A 17,533-nucleotide genomic window follows, 5' to 3' on the forward strand; every position below is an offset into this window, starting at 1 on the left:
GCTCCACCGCCCTGATCCAGGCTGTAGGCATGAGCGTCCCTCCCGGCAAGGGCTTGGTCGACACGATCACAACCGCTGAACCCGACCGAAGGATGTCGGAGACAACCTCCCATGCGCGCAACGAAAAAACCCCGCCGAAGCGGGGCCCTTGAATCTCGGTCGAACCGACGCTCAGTTCAGGCGTGACTTGACCTCGCCGAGCGCCTTCTTGAAGAGCGACTCCTGAGCGCCTGCGTCGGCCTTGCTCGCGATCACTTTCTCGGCTGCGCTGATTGCCAGGTCTACGGCAGCAGCACGAACCGCATTGATCGCATCGCTTTCGGCCTGCTTGATCTTCTGTTCGGAAAGTGCGGTGCGGCGCGCGACATATTCTTCGGTCTTCTGCCTTGCTTCCGCCGTCAGCATCTCTGCTTCGCGCTGGGCAGCGGCGACGATGCTCGCGGCTTCCGCCTCGGCATCCTTGCGCTTGCGCTGATATTCGGCAACGAGGCTCTGCGCTTCCTCGCGCAGACGCTTCGCTTCCGCCAGTTCGTTGCTGATCTTGTCGGCGCGGGCGTCGAGTGCCTTGCCGACCATGCCCGGAACCTTGAGATAGGCGATGAGGGCAAAGAAGAGAATAAGGCCTACGAGGGCATAGAAAGTCGCATCAAGAGCCATTGTTCTCTTATCCTCAGTTGCCGGCCGAAGCCTTGAACGCCGCAGCGATCTCGGCCTTGGTGACGGTTCCGCCGATCAATTGCTTGACCACGGCCGTTGCAGTTTCCTCGGCGATGGCGCCGACATCGGCAAGCGCTTTCGACTTGATGTCGCCAATGCGCGCCTCTGCGGCGGCAATCTTCTTCGCGAGTTCGGCTTCGACACCGTCGCGATCGGCCTTGGCCTTCGTCTTGGCAGCTTCGCGTGCGGTGTCCGCAATCGAATGGCCTTTTGCCCTTGCGCCTGCCAGTTCCTGCTCGTAGGCGGCGATGGCCGCATCGGCCTCGCCCTTCAGACGAGATGCCTCGTCGAGGTCCTGAGCGATCCGGTCATGGCGCGTCTCGAGGATACCGCCGATGCGGGGGATGATGACTTTCGACATCAGGAGATAGAAAAGCCCGAACGTAATCGCGAGCCAAAGAAGCTGCGAAGCGAAATGGGTCGAATCGAAGGGCGGGAACACGCCGGAGCCATGCTCGCCTTCGTGGGCCACACCCGTTTCGGTGTGCACCTCACCGGCCGCAGCGGCATCGTGTGCTTCGGCGCCTTCGGTGGTGGATGACTGGGCATATGCCTCGGTCACAAACATGCTCACCTCCAGGTGCACTCAAGAATATGCGCGGCCGCGGCCCGACGGGCCGCGGCCAAAACTTCTGCCGATATCAGACGGCGAAGAGGAGGAGGAGTGCAATGAGCAGCGAGAAGATGCCCAGAGCTTCCGTAACGGCGAAGCCGAATACGAGGCGGCCGAACTGGCCGTCAGCTGCCGACGGATTGCGCAGAGCGCCGGACAGGTAGCTGCCGAAGATGTTGCCGAGGCCGAGAGCCGTGCCGGCCATACCAAGGCATGCAAGACCTGCACCGATGTACTTTGCTGCTTCCGCTTCCATGATTGACTCCTTCGAAATGGTGTTGCGGCTTAGGATTTGCGCTTCCGGCGGCAAGCCGACCGGAAACCAGCGACTGTTTATTCCTTAGTGGCCTCCGGGGTGGACCGCATCGTTGAGGTACATGCAGGTCAGCACCGCAAAGACATAGGCCTGGAGGAAGGCGACAAGGAATTCAAGACCGGTAAGGGCGACGGTCATGATGAGCGGCAGGATCGCGCCGCCGATGCCGAGCGCTCCAAAAGCGCTGAGCGATGCGACGAAGCCTGCGAAGACCTTCAGCGTGATGTGGCCCGCCAGCATGTTGGCGAAAAGACGGACCGAGAGGCTGATCGGACGGGAAAGGAACGAAATGATTTCGATCGAGACGACAAGCGGCAGAAGCGCGCCCGGCACGCCTTGCGGCACGAACAGCTTGAGGAAGCCGAAGCCGTGCTTGTAGAAGCCGTAGAGAAGGACGGTGCCGATCACGAAGACCGCAAGCGCGAAGGTGACGATGATCTGGCTGGTGACGGTGAAGAAATAGGGGACCATGCCGAGCAGGTTCGCCGTCAGGATGAACATGAACAGCGAGAAGACCATCGGGAAGAATTTCATCCCGTGACTGCCGGCGCCCTCGCGAAGCATCGAGGCGATGAATTCGTAGGACATTTCCGAAACCGACTGCATGCGCGTCGGGATCAGCCCACGCTGCGACGTCGTCAGATAGAGGAAGCCCGCGGCCGCACCCACGGTCGCGACCATGAACAGCGACGCATTGGTGAAGGAAAAGTCAATTCCGCCAATCTCGATCGGGACAATCTTGTTGACCAGGAACTGGTGGGTCGGATCGTTTGACACCGCGCTTCTCTTTCGTTTTGCCCGCCCGCGAGCGGAAATCCTGTTCTTCCCGGCGACGTATCAGACGCCGCCGCCATCCTCTTTGTCCGTGCCCGGCTCGCCCTTCCGCTCGTCGGGCTTCGCCACCAGACCGGCGGAACGCAGCACGTTCAACACGCCGGCACAGAAGCCGAGTAGCAGGAGGACGATCATGCCCCACGGCCCTGTACCCGCAAAGTGGTCCAAAAGATAGCCCAGAAACGCCCCGACCAGGATGCCGGCGATGAATTCGCTCGAAAGCTTCATCGCCGCCGCGTACCCCTTGCGGCTTTCATCGGCGCGCCCATCCGCCCCTTCCGAGACATCCGCCCGCTTCTTGGACTTGATGTCGTCGCCGAGACGCTTGAGCCGCGCTTCCAGACTTTCTTCCGGCTTCTCCGTCACATGGCTCCCCTTTGCACCCCCACGCGGTCGAACGCGATCTCGGTCATACAAACGGCCGCTGTTCAAGCCACGCTTCGGCCCCATTTGAAGTCGCGCGCAACATAGTTTTAGGCACCCGCATAGTCAAGGCATGGAGGCACCTTCGACGTGGACAATATTATTGTGTTGATTCAACGACTTAATGATAAATCCGGCAAGCTGCGACAAAGGTGCAGAGGGAATCGCCGCCAACGGCGGGATCACGCCCGCGGCTCCGGCGGCTGGCAGGGGCGCGGAGGCGGCCACGCCGTCAGCTCCAGCCGCCGCCATAGGTTCTGTAGAAGATGTGCAGTCCGATCTTGCCGACCCGCTTCATCGTCTTGGCCCAGGCGGGATTCACATAGGTGGCGTGATAATGGGTCGCCGAGCCGACTTCCGACAGCCATATCCTTCCGGAGGTAACCGCCAGCGCGACTTCCTTGGCCGTCTTCCAGTGCGATCGCGAATAGATCAGGTCGCGGATCATGTCGCAGGCGAAAGAGAACTGGCAGCGGTTGCGCCAAGCCTTGTTCTGGTAGACGACGCCGCAGATCGTCTTCGGGTAGGTCGGATTGCGGACGCGATTGAGAATGACCTGCGCCACCGCGGCCTGACCCTTGACGGATTCGCTGCGTGCCTCGAAATAGATTCCCTCGGCCAGACAGGTCTGCTCTTCCTTGCTGAAGACGGTTGGCGGCAGCGGCGTTGCCGCCCAGGCATGATCGTCGGGCGCGATATCCGGAATGAAGCGCCCTGCATTTTCGTCGTTCCGCAGGATCGAATCGAAGGGTGATTCACGCGCATAGTCCGGCTCGGGCCGGACATAGGCAGTCGCAAGAATGTCGGGCTTGTCGTTGGTGACGAGCTTGGCCAGCATCGGCGAGAGGCCCGGTTCCGGCTTCGGCGGCGTCTTGCGGTAAAAGACCGTGGCGATCTCGATCTCCTTGCCTTTGATCTTCGGCTTGGCGAAGACCATCTTCTCGGGGCCGTCGAGGGCCGGGCCGATAAGCGAGCTCGTGCGCTGAAGGATGGACCCGGCGCTGAAGTCCTTGGGCGGGGTCACCGGCGTTACCGCGACGATTCGCCCCTTCTTCAGCTTCCGCGTCACGCGATCCTCGTCCGGCGTCCCCTGGTGTTTCGATTCGGCGGTCAGCGCCACGCGGCCGCCTTCCGGCAGGGTCATGCCGGCGCCGCCATCGAGCGCACCGGTGGTGATCGGGTCCGTGAAGACCATCTCGACTTCGTGGAGAGAGCCGGCCGGCGAAGGAGTGAGATAGGTGCGCCAACGCTCGCCGCCGCGGTTGATGCCGGACAGAAACGTCGCAATGTCCGAATAGGCGACCGCCGAGGGAAAGCCCAGGAATACGGCAAGGCCTAGGATCGCCGGAGCGCGCCAGGCCGAGAACGAAAACCGAAACTTGTCACGCAACTTCCAACTCTTACGCACCGGTCGGCTCCAGGAACTCTTTCTCAAGCACGCGCTCTCGCAAGCCGGCGATGAGCCAGCGACAAGATTCCATGCAGGACGCTAGGGTTTGGAAGCGGCCGGCCGGCTCGCCGGGACCGCTTCGCTTGAGCCTTGAAAATGCGGCATTAACCTTGATGTTTGGTTAATGCGGACGCAGTGAAACGGATCAGATGATCACGTGAGAGCCGAGTTCGACCACCCGGTTCGTCGGCAGGCGGAAATAATCGGAGGGATCGATCGCAGCATTGGCGAGTGCGATGAACAGACGGTCCTGCCAATGCGGCATGCCGGACTGGGCGTCGGGCACGAGTTTGCGGCGGCCGAGATAGAAAGAGGTGGACATGATGTCGAATTTCAGGCCCGATTTTCTGAAGAGGCCCAGCGCCTGGGAGACATTCTGCGTCTCCATGAAGCCGAACTTCATTTCCAGCAGAGTGAAACGCTCCGACAACCGCCGCGCGCTGACCCGCTCTTCCCTCGGCACCTTCGGCGTGTTTGCCGTCCGGATCGTCAGAATGAAGTTCTGCTGATGCAGAACGTGGTTGTGTTTGATGTTGTGCAACAGGGCGGCAGGAGTCGATTCCGGATCGCTGGTCAGGAATATCGCCGTGCCGGTCACCGACACCGGCGCGTGCTCGCTCTGGCGCTCGACCGATTTGATGAAGCTTGCCAGCGGAATGTCGATATGGCGGGTCTTGGCGTGCAGGATTGCTGTGCCGCGCTTCCAGGTCCACATGATGACGATGAAGGTCGCCGCAATGAGGATCGGCACGTAGCCCCCGTCGTGGATCTTCAGCATGTTGGCGCCCAGGAAGACGAATTCCAGCGCGAACAGGGGCAGCAGCGCACCCGCCGCCCACCAGCTCGGCCAGTTCCACCGCATACGCAGGAATTCGAAGGAAAGTACCGTGGTGACCACCATCGCGCCGGTGACGGAAATGCCATAGGCGGTCGCGAGCGCCTCGGAGGAGCCGAAGAGGAAGACGAGCGCCATGACGCCGAACATCAAAAGCGTGTTGACGTTCGGCAGGTAAATCTGGCCCGTATGGGTCTCGGACGTATGGAAAATCGCCATGCGCGGCAGGAAACCAAGGTGGATGGCCTGGCGCGTCAGCGAAAAGGCGCCGGTTATGACCGCCTGACTGGCGATGATGGTGGCCGCTGTCGCGAGAATGACGGCGGGCAGCAGCGCCCATTTCGGAAACATCAGGAAGAAGGGATCGGACATCGCCTCCGGGTTCTTCAGCACGAAGGCGCCCTGCCCCAGATAGTTCAGCGTGAGCGCCGGGAAGACCACGGTGAACCAGGCCCACTGGATCGGCCGCCTGCCGAAATGGCCGAGATCGGCGTAAAGCGCCTCGGCACCCGTGACCGTCAGGAAGACGGCGCCGAGTACGACGATACCGACATAGCCTTCGTTGAACAGGAAGGTGACGGAATAATACGGGTTGAAGGCTCTGAAAATCGACAGGTCGTCGGAAATATGCACGAAACCGATCGCGCCCATGACGACGAACCAAATGAGCGTTATCGGGCCGAAGAAATTGGAAACCGCGGCAGTACCCTTGGACTGAACGGCGAAGAGGAGCAGGAGGATGACCACGGCGATCGGAACGACGTAGTCCGAAAGGGCCGGGGTCACCAACTTCAAACCCTCGACGGCCGAGAGCACCGACAGTGCCGGTGTTATCATCGCGTCGCCGATGAAGAGTGCGGCGCCGGCAATGCCCATGAAGAACAGTATCGCCGTGTGACCATTGGCGGTCTTCATGAGCAGCGCAAGCAGGGAGAGCGTGCCGCCCTCGCCCTGGTTGTCCGCCCGCAGCAGGAAAAGCACGTATTTTATCGTGACAATGATCGTCAGCGCCCAGATCATCAGCGAGATCAGACCGATGATCTCGACGTCCGTCACACCGTCGTGCGCAACGGGGCGCAACGCCTCGCGGAAGGCATAGAGGGGGCTGGTGCCGATATCGCCATACACGACGCCGACGGAGCCAAGCGCCAGAACCAGCAGGCGGCGGATATTCTCCACCCCAGGTGTAGCGGGAGCAGACAATTGAGACATGTTGCTCAACAGGCCCTTAGAGCCAGCCTTTCCAGCGGAAGAAGAAAAAGGGGATCACGGCCGAAAGTACCATGGCCGCAAGCGCCCACGGATAGCCGAACTGCCATTCAAGCTCAGGCATGATGCGAAAGTTCATGCCGTAGACAGAAGCGACCAGCGTCGGCGGCAACAGAACGACCGAAGCGATCGAGAAGATCTTGATGATCGCATTCTGCTCGACATTGATCAGGCCGAGCGAGGCATCGAGCAGGAAGGTGATATTTCCAGAGATGAAAGCCGTGTGTTCCGAGAGCGACTGGATGTCCCGCGATACCGTACGGCAAAGTTCCCGGCTTTCCTTGTCTGCTTGAACGTCGGGAACCGTATAGACGAAGGTCAGCAGCCTGGAGAGCGAAGCGAGGCTGTCGCGCGTTTTCGCAACAAGCCGGTGATGGCCCGCGACGTCGCGCAGGCGTGCTTCGAGAAAGTGCGGTGGCCGGTGCCGCCGGCCAGACGCCTTGTCGCCGAAGACCTGAAGCGCCAAGTCGTCGATCCTGTCGACGGCCTGCTCGAGAATTTCCGCCGTCCTGTCCACAATCGTCTCGAGCAGGCGCGTCAGAATCACCGCGCCGTTGCGGCAGCCGCCGGGGATACGATGCATGCCGGCCTTGAACAGGCCGAAGGCCCTCGGCTCGGCATAGCGGACGGTGACAAGGCGCTTGCCTGCCAGAATGAACCCGACATCCGTCAACCCCGGCATTTCCGTGTCGCTTCGATAGACGAGCGAAGCGGTCATGAAGACGGCACCGTCGTCCGTATAAAGCCTGCTCGAAGGTTCGATGTCCCTCAGATCGTCCCGCGTCGGAATGGGAATTCCGAGCAGTCCCTCGATCATCAGGTCTTCCGCCTTGGTTGGCTCGACAAGGTCTATCCAGACGAGATCGGGACGCAGGGCCGACGGCGGTTCGGCCGTGGAGAGAGCGACCGCTTCACCGTTGACACAATAGCCTGTGATCATGCGGCCGCCTTTTTCATGCAGCCGACGACGATGAACCTTGATGATTTCGCAGGATCAGCCGCCACACGATTTTCCACAAAGCAGATTCATCCGATGAAGGCTTTCAGCCGTTTCGACGCCGCTTGACGGCAGTCGGGTGACCAAAGTCTCCGGCGATGGCAGTGGCTCGCTTTGACTTGCCTATGCGAGCCAAGGGGATATGACTCAACCCCGGCGCAAAATCAATGGCCTTCGGGGATCCGGTGCTTCCCTGTCGGATGTCTCGGTCGCGCCGCACTGAATTCCCCGGCATGTCGCTTGGGCATGACCGCGGCGAAGCGCTATTCGAAGACGATGTTCGGCGTCGCACGGCTTTTGTCCTGCCGGGCAGCGGTGACCTCTCCCCAGACCCGCGCCGCGATGTCGCGATAGACGCGCGCGACCTCGCCATCGGGCTCGGACGCCACGAGAGGGGTTCCCGCATCGGAGGTCTCCCGGATACCCATGGTCAGGGGCACCTCTCCAAGGAACGGTACGCCGATGCGCTCGGCTTCCTTGCGCGCGCCGCCATGACCGAAGATGTCGTAGCGCCTGCCCGTATCGGGCGCCACGAAATAGCTCATGTTTTCGACGATCCCGAGAACCGGAACCTCTACCTTGCGGAACATGGCGAGACCCTTGCGGGCATCCACGAGCGCCAGGTCCTGCGGCGTCGACACAATGACGGCGCCTGCGAGCGGCACCTGCTGAGCCATCGTCAACTGTGCGTCACCGGTGCCCGGCGGCATGTCCACGACCAGGACGTCGAGGTCCCCCCACGCCACCTCGCGCAACATCTGCAGGAGCGCCGACTGGATCATCGGGCCGCGCCAGATCATCGCGACCTCCTCGTCCACGAGGAAGCCCATCGACATGACTTTCAGGCCGTAGTTTTCCATCGGGCGGATAAGCCGCCCCTCGATCTGTTGCGGGCGGCCTGAAATCTTCAAAAGCCGCGGCATCGAAGGGCCGTAGATATCCGCATCGAGGAGCCCGACCTTCAGCCCGTTTGCCTGAAGCGCCAACGCCAGATTGACGGAGGTGGTGGACTTGCCGACTCCGCCTTTGCCGGAGGCGACGGCGATAATGGCGCCGACGCCGGGGATGCCCGCCTTTGGTGCCGCACCGCCCGCCCGCTGCGCCGGCGCATGGCCCGTCGGGGCCGGCCGGGGCCGCTCCACCGGGCCCTTCTGCGGCGCGGCCTTGCGGTCGGCAGTCAATGCCACCATGGCGGCCTTCACGCCGGGAATCTCGCGCACGACCCGTTCGGCGGCCGCCCGCATCGGTTCGAGCTCCTTCGCCCGATCCGCCGGCACGGTGATCGAGAAGTAGGCCTTGCCGTCGGAAATGAACACATCGGACACAAGGCCGAGGTCGACGATGTTTCCTTCCATGTCCGGACCGCGGACGGTCCGTAGCTTCTCCAAAACCATTTCCCGGGTGACATCCGGCATGTCGGCCTCTTGCTCTTTCGTTGGCGCGCAACGCTTTCGACTGCTCTATCGCTAGCCCAAATCGCACCCGATTTAAGGAACTGGGTATTAGATAGTCGAGCCGGGGCACTTCGCCAATGCGACAGGCGGGAAAATGAGAGGGCCGCCAACCGATCATCGTGTCCGTACATCCGGGATCACGGGCGATCGGCGGCGGCCCCTGTCGCGACCTTCCTGGGCGCTGTCTTATTATGGTCCCCTCTGGACACGGAACTGAATATGCACAATGCGTGCCAGTTGGAGCCTTCCGGAAAAAACCAGAGTTTCCAATGAGTTGCTCTTCAACTATCGCGGATGCGCAAGAGACTGCGCTGCTCATTTCCTGAGCAGGCGCGCCATTTGGATACGAAATGCTCTCAGATGCGCCGGCCATTGCTCCGGCCGATGGGGCTGCCGGCTAAAGCTGTTGAGATCGAATAACCGCTGCGGCTTGTTTGATTTCCTCATTCCTGTGCTTGTCACAGGAATCCAGCCAGACCAAGTCCTTGGGCTGCAAGAACGCTTCCCGCGCCGCAGACGCGGCGCTGCCATCATCTCTGTGACAAGCACAGAGATGGGGGCGGAGGATGACTCTCAGACCCTAGCTGATATAGCCCTTTTTCATCGCCTTCACGACCGCCTGCGTGCGGTTCACCGCGTCGAGCTTCTTCGTGACGTGGTTGAGGTAATGATTCACCGTGTGTTCCGACAGGCCGAGGATACCGGCGATTTCCGAGCTGGTCTTGCCGGCGGCCGTCCAGCTCAGGCACTGGATCTCCCGTTCGGAAAGAACCGTATTGGTGTTCTTCCAAACAGAGCCGATCTCGGCAAGCCGGTTATAGACGTGAATTGCGATCATCTGCAGTTCCATCGCCGCCGTCATCGGTAATTCCGCTTCCGGGCCCATGAGGATGACCGCGCCGCGGCCACCTTCGGCATCGTGGACCGGGAAGTAATTGGCTTGGAATATGCCGTTGTCGCGCAACATGGCGATGTAATCCGCGGCAGAGTCGGGCTTGCCTCCCTCCCTCTCCCAGTCTTCAAGCTTGATCTGAAACGGCGTCGTCGTCTCTCTCAACCGCCGCACCCCGGTGCTGAAGCGCAGCATCGAAAGGCTGTCATATTTGTTGAGGAGCTCGGCCGGCATGTTCGAGATCACCGTGGTGGCGGAGAGCCGCTCTACCTCGACTGCAGGGATCGAACAGATGAGAAACGTCTTGAAGCCGAAAATCGGCGTAATCCGCCGCATGTAGCGGATAATGTCGAACTGGGTCTCGAGCCTTGCTATCTCAGGCGCGAAATCGCCGCCCCGGGGCAGATCGATATCAGTCGTCCCCCTCGTGATCATCTCTTGCATCGGTGCGGTTCCATCGCAGTCATCGACTATCAAATAGCCCGAGCCGCCGAGCAATGCCAACAGGTGATTGACGATCATCACCTCTGACGCGCAAAACCCTGTGCATTTCGACCGTGCCGATGAACGCCGACCCCGCCTTCAGCCGCTCGCCCCGAAAGACGGCCTCGTCGCGTTCGCGTGCCTCCATTTCCCGTGCTTGTCACAGGGATGAGAGAGTAAAAGGCTCTATTCATGTCCCGCCGGCGTCGATCAATTGATCAAGCCCGCGCGTATCGCCTTGGCGACAGTTTGGACGCGATTGACCGAATCGAGCTTGCGCGTCGCACGGTTGAGATAGTGGTTCACCGTATATTCCGACAGTGCCATTATGCGGGCCATCTCCACCGTCGTCTTGCCAGCCGCGGCCCAGCGCAAACACTCGATCTCGCGCCGGGAAAGGCTGCCCGGGCCGCGTCGGTCGCGCGTCCGGACTTCGCTCAGCCGGCTGTATAGAAGGCCGGCCCAGAGGTTCAGAGCCTGCATCTCGTCGTCGGACACGGCGGACCTGTCACCGCCGAAGGCGATGGCGGCGCGGTGACCCGCGGCATCATGGACCGGCAGATACACCCCGCGCGGCATGTTCGCCTGTTCGAAAACGCATATGGCAGCTTCGCCCTTTCCGTCCACGCGCCCGCGCGCGAGCAGATGAGCATCATAGGTGAAGGGAATTGTGCTGCGCCGCAACCGCTGGATCACGGGACTGCCGTCGATCAGGCGGGCACTGTCGTAGCGCCTGAGGAAATCCATCGGCCAGGTCGTCATGAGCGCCTGCGCAGTGAGGCTGTGGGACCCCGACTCGGGAATGGCGAGGACCATGAAGCCTCGAAAACCGAAACCTTCCGACACCCGGCCGAGCGCGCTCCGCACATCATCCTCGCTGTCGATCGACCCGCTGACAGCGTGACCGTCAGGGAGGACCAATGAGGATATATCCACGCTGAAATCGATCATCTTCCGCCCGCCTCTCACATCCGCGTTCCAGCTGGAGCATGACGCTCGCGCTGTCATACCCACGCCTTCGCTTCCACCAGAATTCCGCCCGATGCAACCAGCCGTGGCAGCAGACCGGCATTGAAGCTACTTATCTTGAACCTTTTCGTCCAGTCGAAACTTCTAATTTACCGTAAAGCGGTTCCGCGCACTTTTTCGTGGAAAACATGCTGTAATCCTTAACCGTCACGGAGACCTTTGCTCGTCCGGCAGGACACGCGGCGCCGCAGCCCCCGTTTCCCGCCCGGGGCCAAGCCGGATCCGGACCTCTTCCTCGATCTCTGCCGCCACCTCGCGCACGTCCTGCGCCCAAGCGGTCAGCTGCTGCAGGCTGACCCGATAGGAGGGACCGGTCACGGAGATCCCTCCGACCAGGTCGTGTTCCGGAACGCTGATCGGGGCGGCCACGCAGCAGATCTCCGCCTCGTGCTCCTCCCGGTCGAAGGCATGGCCGTCGTGCCGGATTTCCTCGATCTCGGCAAGGAGCGATTCTATCGAACGATGCGTTTGCGCCGTGAACGGGTGAAACTCCATTCCGGTCGATATCCGCTGCAATTCGCCTGCGGGAAGAACCGACAGAGCCGCCTTGCCGATACCCGTACAATAGGCCGGCGACGCCTTGCCGATCTGCGAACTCATACGGACGGTCTGCCGGCTTTCCACCTTGTCGACATAGATGATCTCGGTCTCCCGCAGCACGCCCAGATGCACCGTCTCGCCGGTCAATTGGTGCAGATGCAGGAGATAAGGGGCGGCGATCTCGCGAAACCGGTTCCCCGACCAGGAGCGATAAGCGAATTTCAACAGGCGAAGCCCGGGCTCGTAGGACAAGTCCCGGTGCTGCACCAGCAAGCCCTCTTCGACGAGATGGCCAAGCAGCCGGTGCAGGGTTCCTCGGGGCTGACGAACGGTCTGCAATATATCCGTGAAGCGCTGAGGGCGGTCGGCCATGGCTACTGCCTCCAGCACGGCCATTGCCTTGCCAAGCGTGCCGGTGCCGACGAGGTCACCTTCCATGTCGTCTTCTTTCTTCCGCTTCATTCTTATCCGCTTTCCGCTGCGCTATCTTGACAGGCTAAAAGCATTGGCGCGATAATTCCATATAATAAAACACAGTTCCGGATATTGGAACAACCAATCCCGCAGCCGCGGTATCAGGGAGAAGCCATGACCTTGCCGAGCAGCCAGTTTCCTGATCTGCGCGATCGCGGAGTTCTGGTCACCGGCGGCGGCTCCGGCATAGGAGCCGCACTGGTGGAGGCGTTCGCCCGGCAAGGCGCCCACGTCGCCTTCGTGGACATCGCAGCGGAAGCGAGCCTGGCGCTCTGCGAGAAGGTCGCGGCGCAGACCGGACAGGCGCCGCATTTCATCCAGGCAGACCTTCGCGATGTCGAGGCCGTACGGGCCGCAGCCGAGGAGGCGGCCGCCAAACTCGGCTCCGTCCGTGTGCTCGTCAACAACGCCGCGCGCGACGACCGGCAGGCGCTCGAAGCGGTGACCGAGCAGAGCTGGGACGAAAGCCTTTCCGTCAACCTCAGGCATATCTTCTTCATGTGCCAGGCGGTCGCGCCCCACATGCAGCGGCAAGGCGGCGGATCGATCATCAATTTCTCCTCGATCGCCTTCATGCTCAATATGCCGGAAATCCCCGCCTACTCTGCAGCCAAAGCCGGGATCATAGGCCTCACCAAGTCGCTCGCCGGCAAGCTCGGGCCGGACAATATCCGCGTCAACGCGATCCTGCCCGGCATGATCGTTACGGAACGGCAGCGGCGCTTGTGGCTCACGGAAGAATCGATCGCACGGATGCAGGAAAGGCAGTGCCTCAAGCGCATGCTGGTCGCCGACGATCTCGTCGGCCCATGCCTCTTTCTGGCGTCGGACAGTTCGGCGGCGATGACCGCACAGACCATGATCATCGATGGAGGCGTGTTTTGACGACGGCAGGCTATTATGCCGCAGTGGATTGGGGAACATCGAGCTTCCGCCTGTGGATCATCGGCGAGGACGGTGCGGTGCTGGCCGAACGCCGCAGCGCCGAGGGCATGACGACGGCCGCAAAGACCGGTTTTCACACGATTCTCGACGGCCATCTCGCCGCGGTCTCCGCGCCTGCGCATCTGCCGATCATCATCTGCGGCATGGCAGGCGCCCGTCAGGGCTGGAAGGAGGCCGGGTATATCGAAACCCCCGCAGCACTCGCCGAGATTGCCGGCCGTGCCACGGCCATTCCCGATGTCGACCGCGACATCCGCATTCTCCCCGGCCTCGCCCAGCGCGACCAACGGCATCCGGACGTCATGCGCGGCGAGGAGACGCAGCTCCTCGGCGCAGCCGGGCATCTCGGCGCCGGCAGCCATCTCGTCTGCATGCCCGGCACGCACAGCAAGTGGGTTCGTCTTGCCGACGACAGGGTCGAGGGCTTTTCCACCTTCATGACCGGTGAGCTCTTCGACACCATCTCGCGCCACACCATCCTCAGCCACGCGGTGGCAGAAGCGGAAAGCTTCGCGACCGGGAGCGCAGCCTTTACGGATGCAGTAAGCCGCACGAGGGAGAACCCGGCGCTCGCAACCAATCTGCTCTTCTCCGTTCGCGCCGGGCAGCTTCTGCACGGCACCGGCGCCGCCGACGCGAGAGCGCAATTGTCCGGGACCCTGATAGGCCTGGAGATCGCCGGAGCGCTCGCGGCCTCGGGCACGGTGGACGGCGTATGCCTCGTCGGCTCCGGTGGGCTCGGCACGCTTTATCGTACTGCCCTCGAAAGCCAGGGCCTCAACGTCCGGGCCGTCGACGCCGATGAGGCGGTGCGGGCCGGTCTTTCCGCTGCCGCCCGTGCGATTTGGCCTTTGTGATAGAAAGAAAGAACATGGACAGAATCCCCCTGCCCCCGATGAAACGCCCGCTGATCGCGATCCTGCGCGGCCTGAAGCCGGAGGAGGCGGAAGGCGTGGTCGGCGGCCTCATCGAAACAGGCTTCACGGCGATCGAAATCCCACTGAATTCGCCGGATCCGTTTCGCTCCATCGAGACGGCCGTCAAAATGGCTCCGGCCGGGTGCCTTATCGGCGCCGGTACGGTGCTGACGACGGCCCAGGTGGAACGCCTCGCCGATGTCGGCGGGCGGCTGATGGTGAGCCCCAATGTAGAGCCGGCAGTCATCCGGCTTGCTGCGACGAAAGACATGGTGACGATGCCAGGCGTTTTCACGCCGACGGAGGCATTGGCGGCGGCCGCCGCCGGAGCCAGCGGCCTCAAGTTCTTTCCGGCAAGCGTGCTCGGCCCCTCCGGCATCGCGGCGATCCGCGCGGTGCTGCCGGGCGACCTCGAGATCGCGGCGGTCGGCGGCGTGTCCGAGGTCAATTTCTCCGACTATGCAGCGATCGGGATCCGCAGCTTCGGGCTCGGTTCGAGCCTGTACAAGGCCGGGATGAGCGCCGGGGAAGTGCGGCAGCGGGCCATTGCCACGCTCGCAGCCTATGATGCCGTCTATGGAGGCCAGCAGTGACCGATCTCGTTCCCTTTTCCGGCCGAACCCTTTCGGAAGCCGCGTGCGAACTCGGCGAAGGCCCCACCTTCGACCCCGACACAGGAACGGCCTGGTGGTTCAATATAACGGGCCGCGAGTTGCATGAGCTTCATCTCGAAAGCGGACGGAAGGCGATCCATCCCCTGCCCTTCCTCGGCAGCGTGCTTGCGACGATCGATCCGCTACGGCAGTTGATCGCCTCGGATCAGGGCCTTTTCGTGCGCGACACCGAAAGCTCGAAGCTACGCCATTTCGCGACGCTCGAGGAAAAGCCGGGCAACCGCTCCAACGACGGACGCGTCCATCCCTGCGGCGCGCTTTGGGTCGGCACCATGGGGCGCAGCGCCGAGAAACATGCGGGTGCGATCTACCATGTGGCCGGCAGCCGCGTCACGAGGCTCTATGGCAACATCACCATTCCCAACGCGATCTGCTTTTCCCGGACGGGGCTACCGCCTATTTCACCGACACCGACGTCAACCAGCTGATGCGCGTGGACATAGATCCGGCGACAGCGCTCCCGACCGGCGATCCGGTGCTGCTTTCGGACGAAAGCACGAGCCCGGGCGGCGTCGACGGCGCCGTCTGCGATGCCGACGGGCTGATCTGGAACGCCCGGTGGGGCGCAAGCGCCGTGGAGGTCTATAAACCCGACGGCCGGAAGGTCGCCCGCTACGCCGTGCCGGCGACGCAGCCGAGCTGCCCGGCTTTCGTCGGCGCCCGGGCCGAACGGCTGCTGGTGACATCGGCCTGGCAGGGCATGGACGACGCCGCGCGGGCAGCCGACCCGCAGGGCGGGAAAACCTTCGACCTCGGGATCGAGGTCGAAGGGCGCTTCGAGCCCGCATTCCGACTTTAAATCCGCCGAACAACAAAGACTGGCGTCGCGCCGGCGAAAAATCATACAATTGCTCCATTGCGCTGAATCGCGGTGGAAGGAGTGCTCGGATGAGCGACAAGAAAAAGAACTGAGAAGCCGTCACTGGTACGGCGGCACGCACAAGGACGGCTTCATTCATCGGTCCTGGATGAAGAATCAGGGGTTTCCCGACCATGTGTTCGACGGCCGGCCGATCATCGGCATATGCAACACCTGGTCTGAACTCACGCCCTGCAACAGCCATCTGCGTATTCTCGCCGAAGGGGTGAAGCGCGGCGTCTGGGAAGCGGGGGGCTTTCCGGTCGAATTTCCGGTGTCGTCGCTCGGGGAGACGCAGATGCGTCCGACCGCCATGCTCTTCCGCAACCTGCTCGCAATGGATGTCGAAGAGGCTATCCGCGCCTATGGCATCGACGGCGTCGTGCTTCTCGGCGGCTGCGACAAGACCACTCCGGGCCAGCTGATGGGAGCGGCCTCGGTCGACCTCCCGACGATCGTCGTTTCCTCCGGCCCCATGCTGAACGGCAAGTGGAAGGGCAAGGATATCGGGTCGGGCACGGATGTCTGGAAGTTTTCGGAGGCGGTGCGCGCCGGTGAAATGAGCCTGCAGGAATTCATGGCCGCCGAAAGCGGCATGTCGCGCTCGCCGGGCGTCTGCATGACCATGGGCACGGCGACGACGATGGCGTCGATCGTGGAAGCCATGGGCCTGTCGCTTCCGACGAACGCCGCCCTGCCCGCGGTCGACGCCCGCCGCATGGCGCTCTCGCACATGACCGGCAAGCGCATCGTCGAGATGGTTCACGAAGACCTCAGGCTGTCGAAAATCCTGACAAAGGAGAACTTCGAGAACGGCATCATCGCCAATGCCGCCGTCGGCGGATCGACCAATGCCGTGGTCCACATGCTGGCGATCGCCGGGCGCGCGGGTATCGACCTCTGTCTCGAGGATTTCGATCGGGTGGGCGGTCAGGTGCCCTGCATCGTCAACTGCATGCCGTCGGGCAAGTATCTGATCGAGGATCTCGCCTATGCGGGCGGCCTGCCGGCCGTGATGAATCGGATCCAGCACCTGCTGCATGCCGACGCACCGACGGTCTTCGGCGTTCCGATCAGCAAGTATTGGGAGGGCGCGGAGGTCTATAACGACGATGTCATCCGCCCGCTAGACAACCCATTGCGTGCGGCGGCGGGCATTCGCGTGCTGAAGGGTAATCTTGCGCCCAACGGTGCGGTGATCAAGCCGTCTGCGGCAAGCGAACATCTGCTCGCCCACGAGGGGCCGGCCTATGTCTTCGACACGATCGAAGACCTCAGGGCCAAGATCGACGATCCCGACCTGCCGGTCACCGAAGACACGATCCTCGTTCTTAAGGGTTGCGGACCGAAGGGATATCCCGGCATGGCGGAGGTCGGCAACATGCCGATTCCGCGCCGGCTTGTCGAAAAGGGCGTGCGCGATATGGTGCGCATCTCCGATGCGCGCATGTCCGGCACCGCCTTCGGCACCGTCGTTCTTCATGTGAGCCCAGAAGCCAATGCCGGCGGGCCCCTGGCGATCGTCAGGACCGGCGACCGGATCCGCCTCGACGCCCTGAAAGGCGAGCTGAACCTGCTCGTCAGCGAGGAAGAACTGGCGGCCCGCATGGCGGCCTGGCAGCCGCCCGAACAGAAATGGCATCGCGGCTACTACAAACTCTATCACGACACGGTGCTGCAGGCCGACAGGGGCGCGGACCTCGATTTCCTCGTCGGCAAGAGCGGCAGCGAGGTTCTCCGCGAAAGTCACTGATCGAGCCTTCGCCCCCGGACCCCTGGAGCCATGAAGGCGTCCCCTGCGAAAGGCAACCG

Annotated in this window: 16 protein-coding genes and 1 pseudogene; 5 read left to right on the forward strand and 12 right to left on the reverse strand. The window is 62.3% G+C overall.

Going from position 1 to position 17,533, the window contains the following annotated elements:
- Positions 1 to 171: 171 nt before the first annotated feature.
- The 12 genes from N0Q91_RS13730 to N0Q91_RS13785 form a co-directional block, all read right to left on the reverse strand.
- Entirely contained in the window at positions 172 to 657 is a 486-nt protein-coding gene (locus N0Q91_RS13730) for a F0F1 ATP synthase subunit B (protein WP_018094384.1), read from the reverse strand.
- 13 nt (positions 658 to 670) lie between these two features.
- Positions 671 to 1,285: a F0F1 ATP synthase subunit B gene (locus tag N0Q91_RS13735; protein ID WP_275596669.1), complete on the reverse strand. Its 615-nt coding sequence runs from the start codon at positions 1,283 to 1,285 to the stop codon at positions 671 to 673.
- A gap of 73 nt (positions 1,286 to 1,358) precedes the next feature.
- Complete coding sequence (locus N0Q91_RS13740) at positions 1,359 to 1,586, reverse strand: F0F1 ATP synthase subunit C (protein ID WP_003533642.1); 228 nt, start codon at positions 1,584 to 1,586, stop codon at positions 1,359 to 1,361.
- A gap of 84 nt (positions 1,587 to 1,670) precedes the next feature.
- Positions 1,671 to 2,423, reverse strand: a complete 753-nt coding sequence (locus N0Q91_RS13745) for a F0F1 ATP synthase subunit A (RefSeq protein ID WP_018094382.1) — start codon at positions 2,421 to 2,423, stop codon at positions 1,671 to 1,673.
- 60 nt (positions 2,424 to 2,483) lie between these two features.
- Complete coding sequence (locus N0Q91_RS13750; RefSeq protein WP_275596670.1) at positions 2,484 to 2,846, reverse strand: AtpZ/AtpI family protein; 363 nt, start codon at positions 2,844 to 2,846, stop codon at positions 2,484 to 2,486.
- A gap of 289 nt (positions 2,847 to 3,135) precedes the next feature.
- On the reverse strand, positions 3,136 to 4,293 hold the full coding sequence (locus N0Q91_RS13755) for a cell wall hydrolase (protein WP_100669257.1): 1,158 nt from the start codon (positions 4,291 to 4,293) through the stop codon (positions 3,136 to 3,138).
- 205 nt (positions 4,294 to 4,498) lie between these two features.
- Positions 4,499 to 6,400 (reverse strand): potassium transporter Kup, encoded by a 1,902-nt coding sequence (locus tag N0Q91_RS13760; protein WP_033047212.1) that lies wholly within the window; start codon positions 6,398 to 6,400, stop codon positions 4,499 to 4,501.
- 16 nt (positions 6,401 to 6,416) lie between these two features.
- On the reverse strand, positions 6,417 to 7,397 hold the full coding sequence (locus N0Q91_RS13765; RefSeq protein ID WP_275596671.1) for a magnesium transporter CorA family protein: 981 nt from the start codon (positions 7,395 to 7,397) through the stop codon (positions 6,417 to 6,419).
- 320 nt (positions 7,398 to 7,717) lie between these two features.
- Positions 7,718 to 8,869, reverse strand: a complete 1,152-nt coding sequence (locus tag N0Q91_RS13770; protein WP_275596672.1) for an Mrp/NBP35 family ATP-binding protein — start codon at positions 8,867 to 8,869, stop codon at positions 7,718 to 7,720.
- Positions 8,870 to 9,488: 619 nt separating this feature from the next.
- On the reverse strand, positions 9,489 to 10,322 hold the full coding sequence (gene nurR, locus N0Q91_RS13775) for a LuxR family transcriptional regulator NurR (RefSeq protein ID WP_275596673.1): 834 nt from the start codon (positions 10,320 to 10,322) through the stop codon (positions 9,489 to 9,491).
- Positions 10,323 to 10,493: 171 nt separating this feature from the next.
- Entirely contained in the window at positions 10,494 to 11,234 is a 741-nt protein-coding gene (locus N0Q91_RS13780; protein WP_100669263.1) for a helix-turn-helix transcriptional regulator, read from the reverse strand.
- Between the two features lie 225 nt (positions 11,235 to 11,459).
- A complete protein-coding gene (locus N0Q91_RS13785) occupies positions 11,460 to 12,320 on the reverse strand; it encodes an IclR family transcriptional regulator (protein ID WP_275598136.1) in 861 nt (286 codons plus the stop codon).
- Between the two features lie 120 nt (positions 12,321 to 12,440).
- On the opposite strand from N0Q91_RS13785, the gene N0Q91_RS13790 reads away from it, so the two are divergent.
- The 5 genes and pseudogenes from N0Q91_RS13790 (at position 12,441) to N0Q91_RS13810 (ending at position 17,474) form a co-directional block, all read left to right on the forward strand.
- Complete coding sequence (locus N0Q91_RS13790) at positions 12,441 to 13,211, forward strand: SDR family NAD(P)-dependent oxidoreductase (protein ID WP_275596674.1); 771 nt, start codon at positions 12,441 to 12,443, stop codon at positions 13,209 to 13,211.
- Positions 13,208 to 14,128, forward strand: a complete 921-nt coding sequence (locus N0Q91_RS13795; protein ID WP_275596675.1) for a 2-dehydro-3-deoxygalactonokinase — start codon at positions 13,208 to 13,210, stop codon at positions 14,126 to 14,128. The genes N0Q91_RS13790 and N0Q91_RS13795 overlap by 4 nt, the downstream gene beginning before the upstream one ends.
- A gap of 14 nt (positions 14,129 to 14,142) precedes the next feature.
- Entirely contained in the window at positions 14,143 to 14,781 is a 639-nt protein-coding gene (locus N0Q91_RS13800) for a 2-dehydro-3-deoxy-6-phosphogalactonate aldolase (RefSeq protein ID WP_275596676.1), read from the forward strand.
- Positions 14,778 to 15,661 (forward strand): annotated as a pseudogene (locus N0Q91_RS13805) (SMP-30/gluconolactonase/LRE family protein). Before N0Q91_RS13800 ends, N0Q91_RS13805 begins: the two are co-directional and overlap by 4 nt.
- A 49-nt stretch (positions 15,662 to 15,710) precedes the next feature.
- On the forward strand, positions 15,711 to 17,474 hold the full coding sequence (locus N0Q91_RS13810) for an IlvD/Edd family dehydratase (RefSeq protein ID WP_275596677.1): 1,764 nt from the start codon (positions 15,711 to 15,713) through the stop codon (positions 17,472 to 17,474).
- The last annotated feature ends 59 nt before the right edge of the window (positions 17,475 to 17,533 follow it).

It is taken from the genome of Sinorhizobium prairiense, from assembly GCF_029201645.2.
GTDB lineage: Bacteria > Pseudomonadota > Alphaproteobacteria > Rhizobiales > Rhizobiaceae > Sinorhizobium > Sinorhizobium meliloti_A.

What these genes read in the sequence shown, in the direction of transcription:
- N0Q91_RS13730 (WP_018094384.1), bottom strand. Translation starts at nt 657, where the DNA reads ATGGCTCTTGATGCGACTTTCTATGCCCTCGTAGGCCTTATTCTCTTC.
- N0Q91_RS13735 (WP_275596669.1), bottom strand. Translation starts at nt 1,285, where the DNA reads ATGTTTGTGACCGAGGCATATGCCCAGTCATCCACCACCGAAGGCGCC.
- N0Q91_RS13740 (WP_003533642.1), bottom strand. Translation starts at nt 1,586, where the DNA reads ATGGAAGCGGAAGCAGCAAAGTACATCGGTGCAGGTCTTGCATGCCTT.
- N0Q91_RS13760 (WP_033047212.1), bottom strand. Translation starts at nt 6,400, where the DNA reads ATGTCTCAATTGTCTGCTCCCGCTACACCTGGGGTGGAGAATATCCGC.
- N0Q91_RS13765 (WP_275596671.1), bottom strand. Translation starts at nt 7,397, where the DNA reads ATGATCACAGGCTATTGTGTCAACGGTGAAGCGGTCGCTCTCTCCACG.
- N0Q91_RS13770 (WP_275596672.1), bottom strand. Translation starts at nt 8,869, where the DNA reads ATGCCGGATGTCACCCGGGAAATGGTTTTGGAGAAGCTACGGACCGTC.
- nurR (WP_275596673.1), bottom strand. Translation starts at nt 10,322, where the DNA reads ATGATCGTCAATCACCTGTTGGCATTGCTCGGCGGCTCGGGCTATTTG.
- N0Q91_RS13780 (WP_100669263.1), bottom strand. Translation starts at nt 11,234, where the DNA reads ATGATCGATTTCAGCGTGGATATATCCTCATTGGTCCTCCCTGACGGT.
- N0Q91_RS13790 (WP_275596674.1), top strand. Translation starts at nt 12,441, where the DNA reads ATGACCTTGCCGAGCAGCCAGTTTCCTGATCTGCGCGATCGCGGAGTT.
- N0Q91_RS13800 (WP_275596676.1), top strand. Translation starts at nt 14,143, where the DNA reads ATGGACAGAATCCCCCTGCCCCCGATGAAACGCCCGCTGATCGCGATC.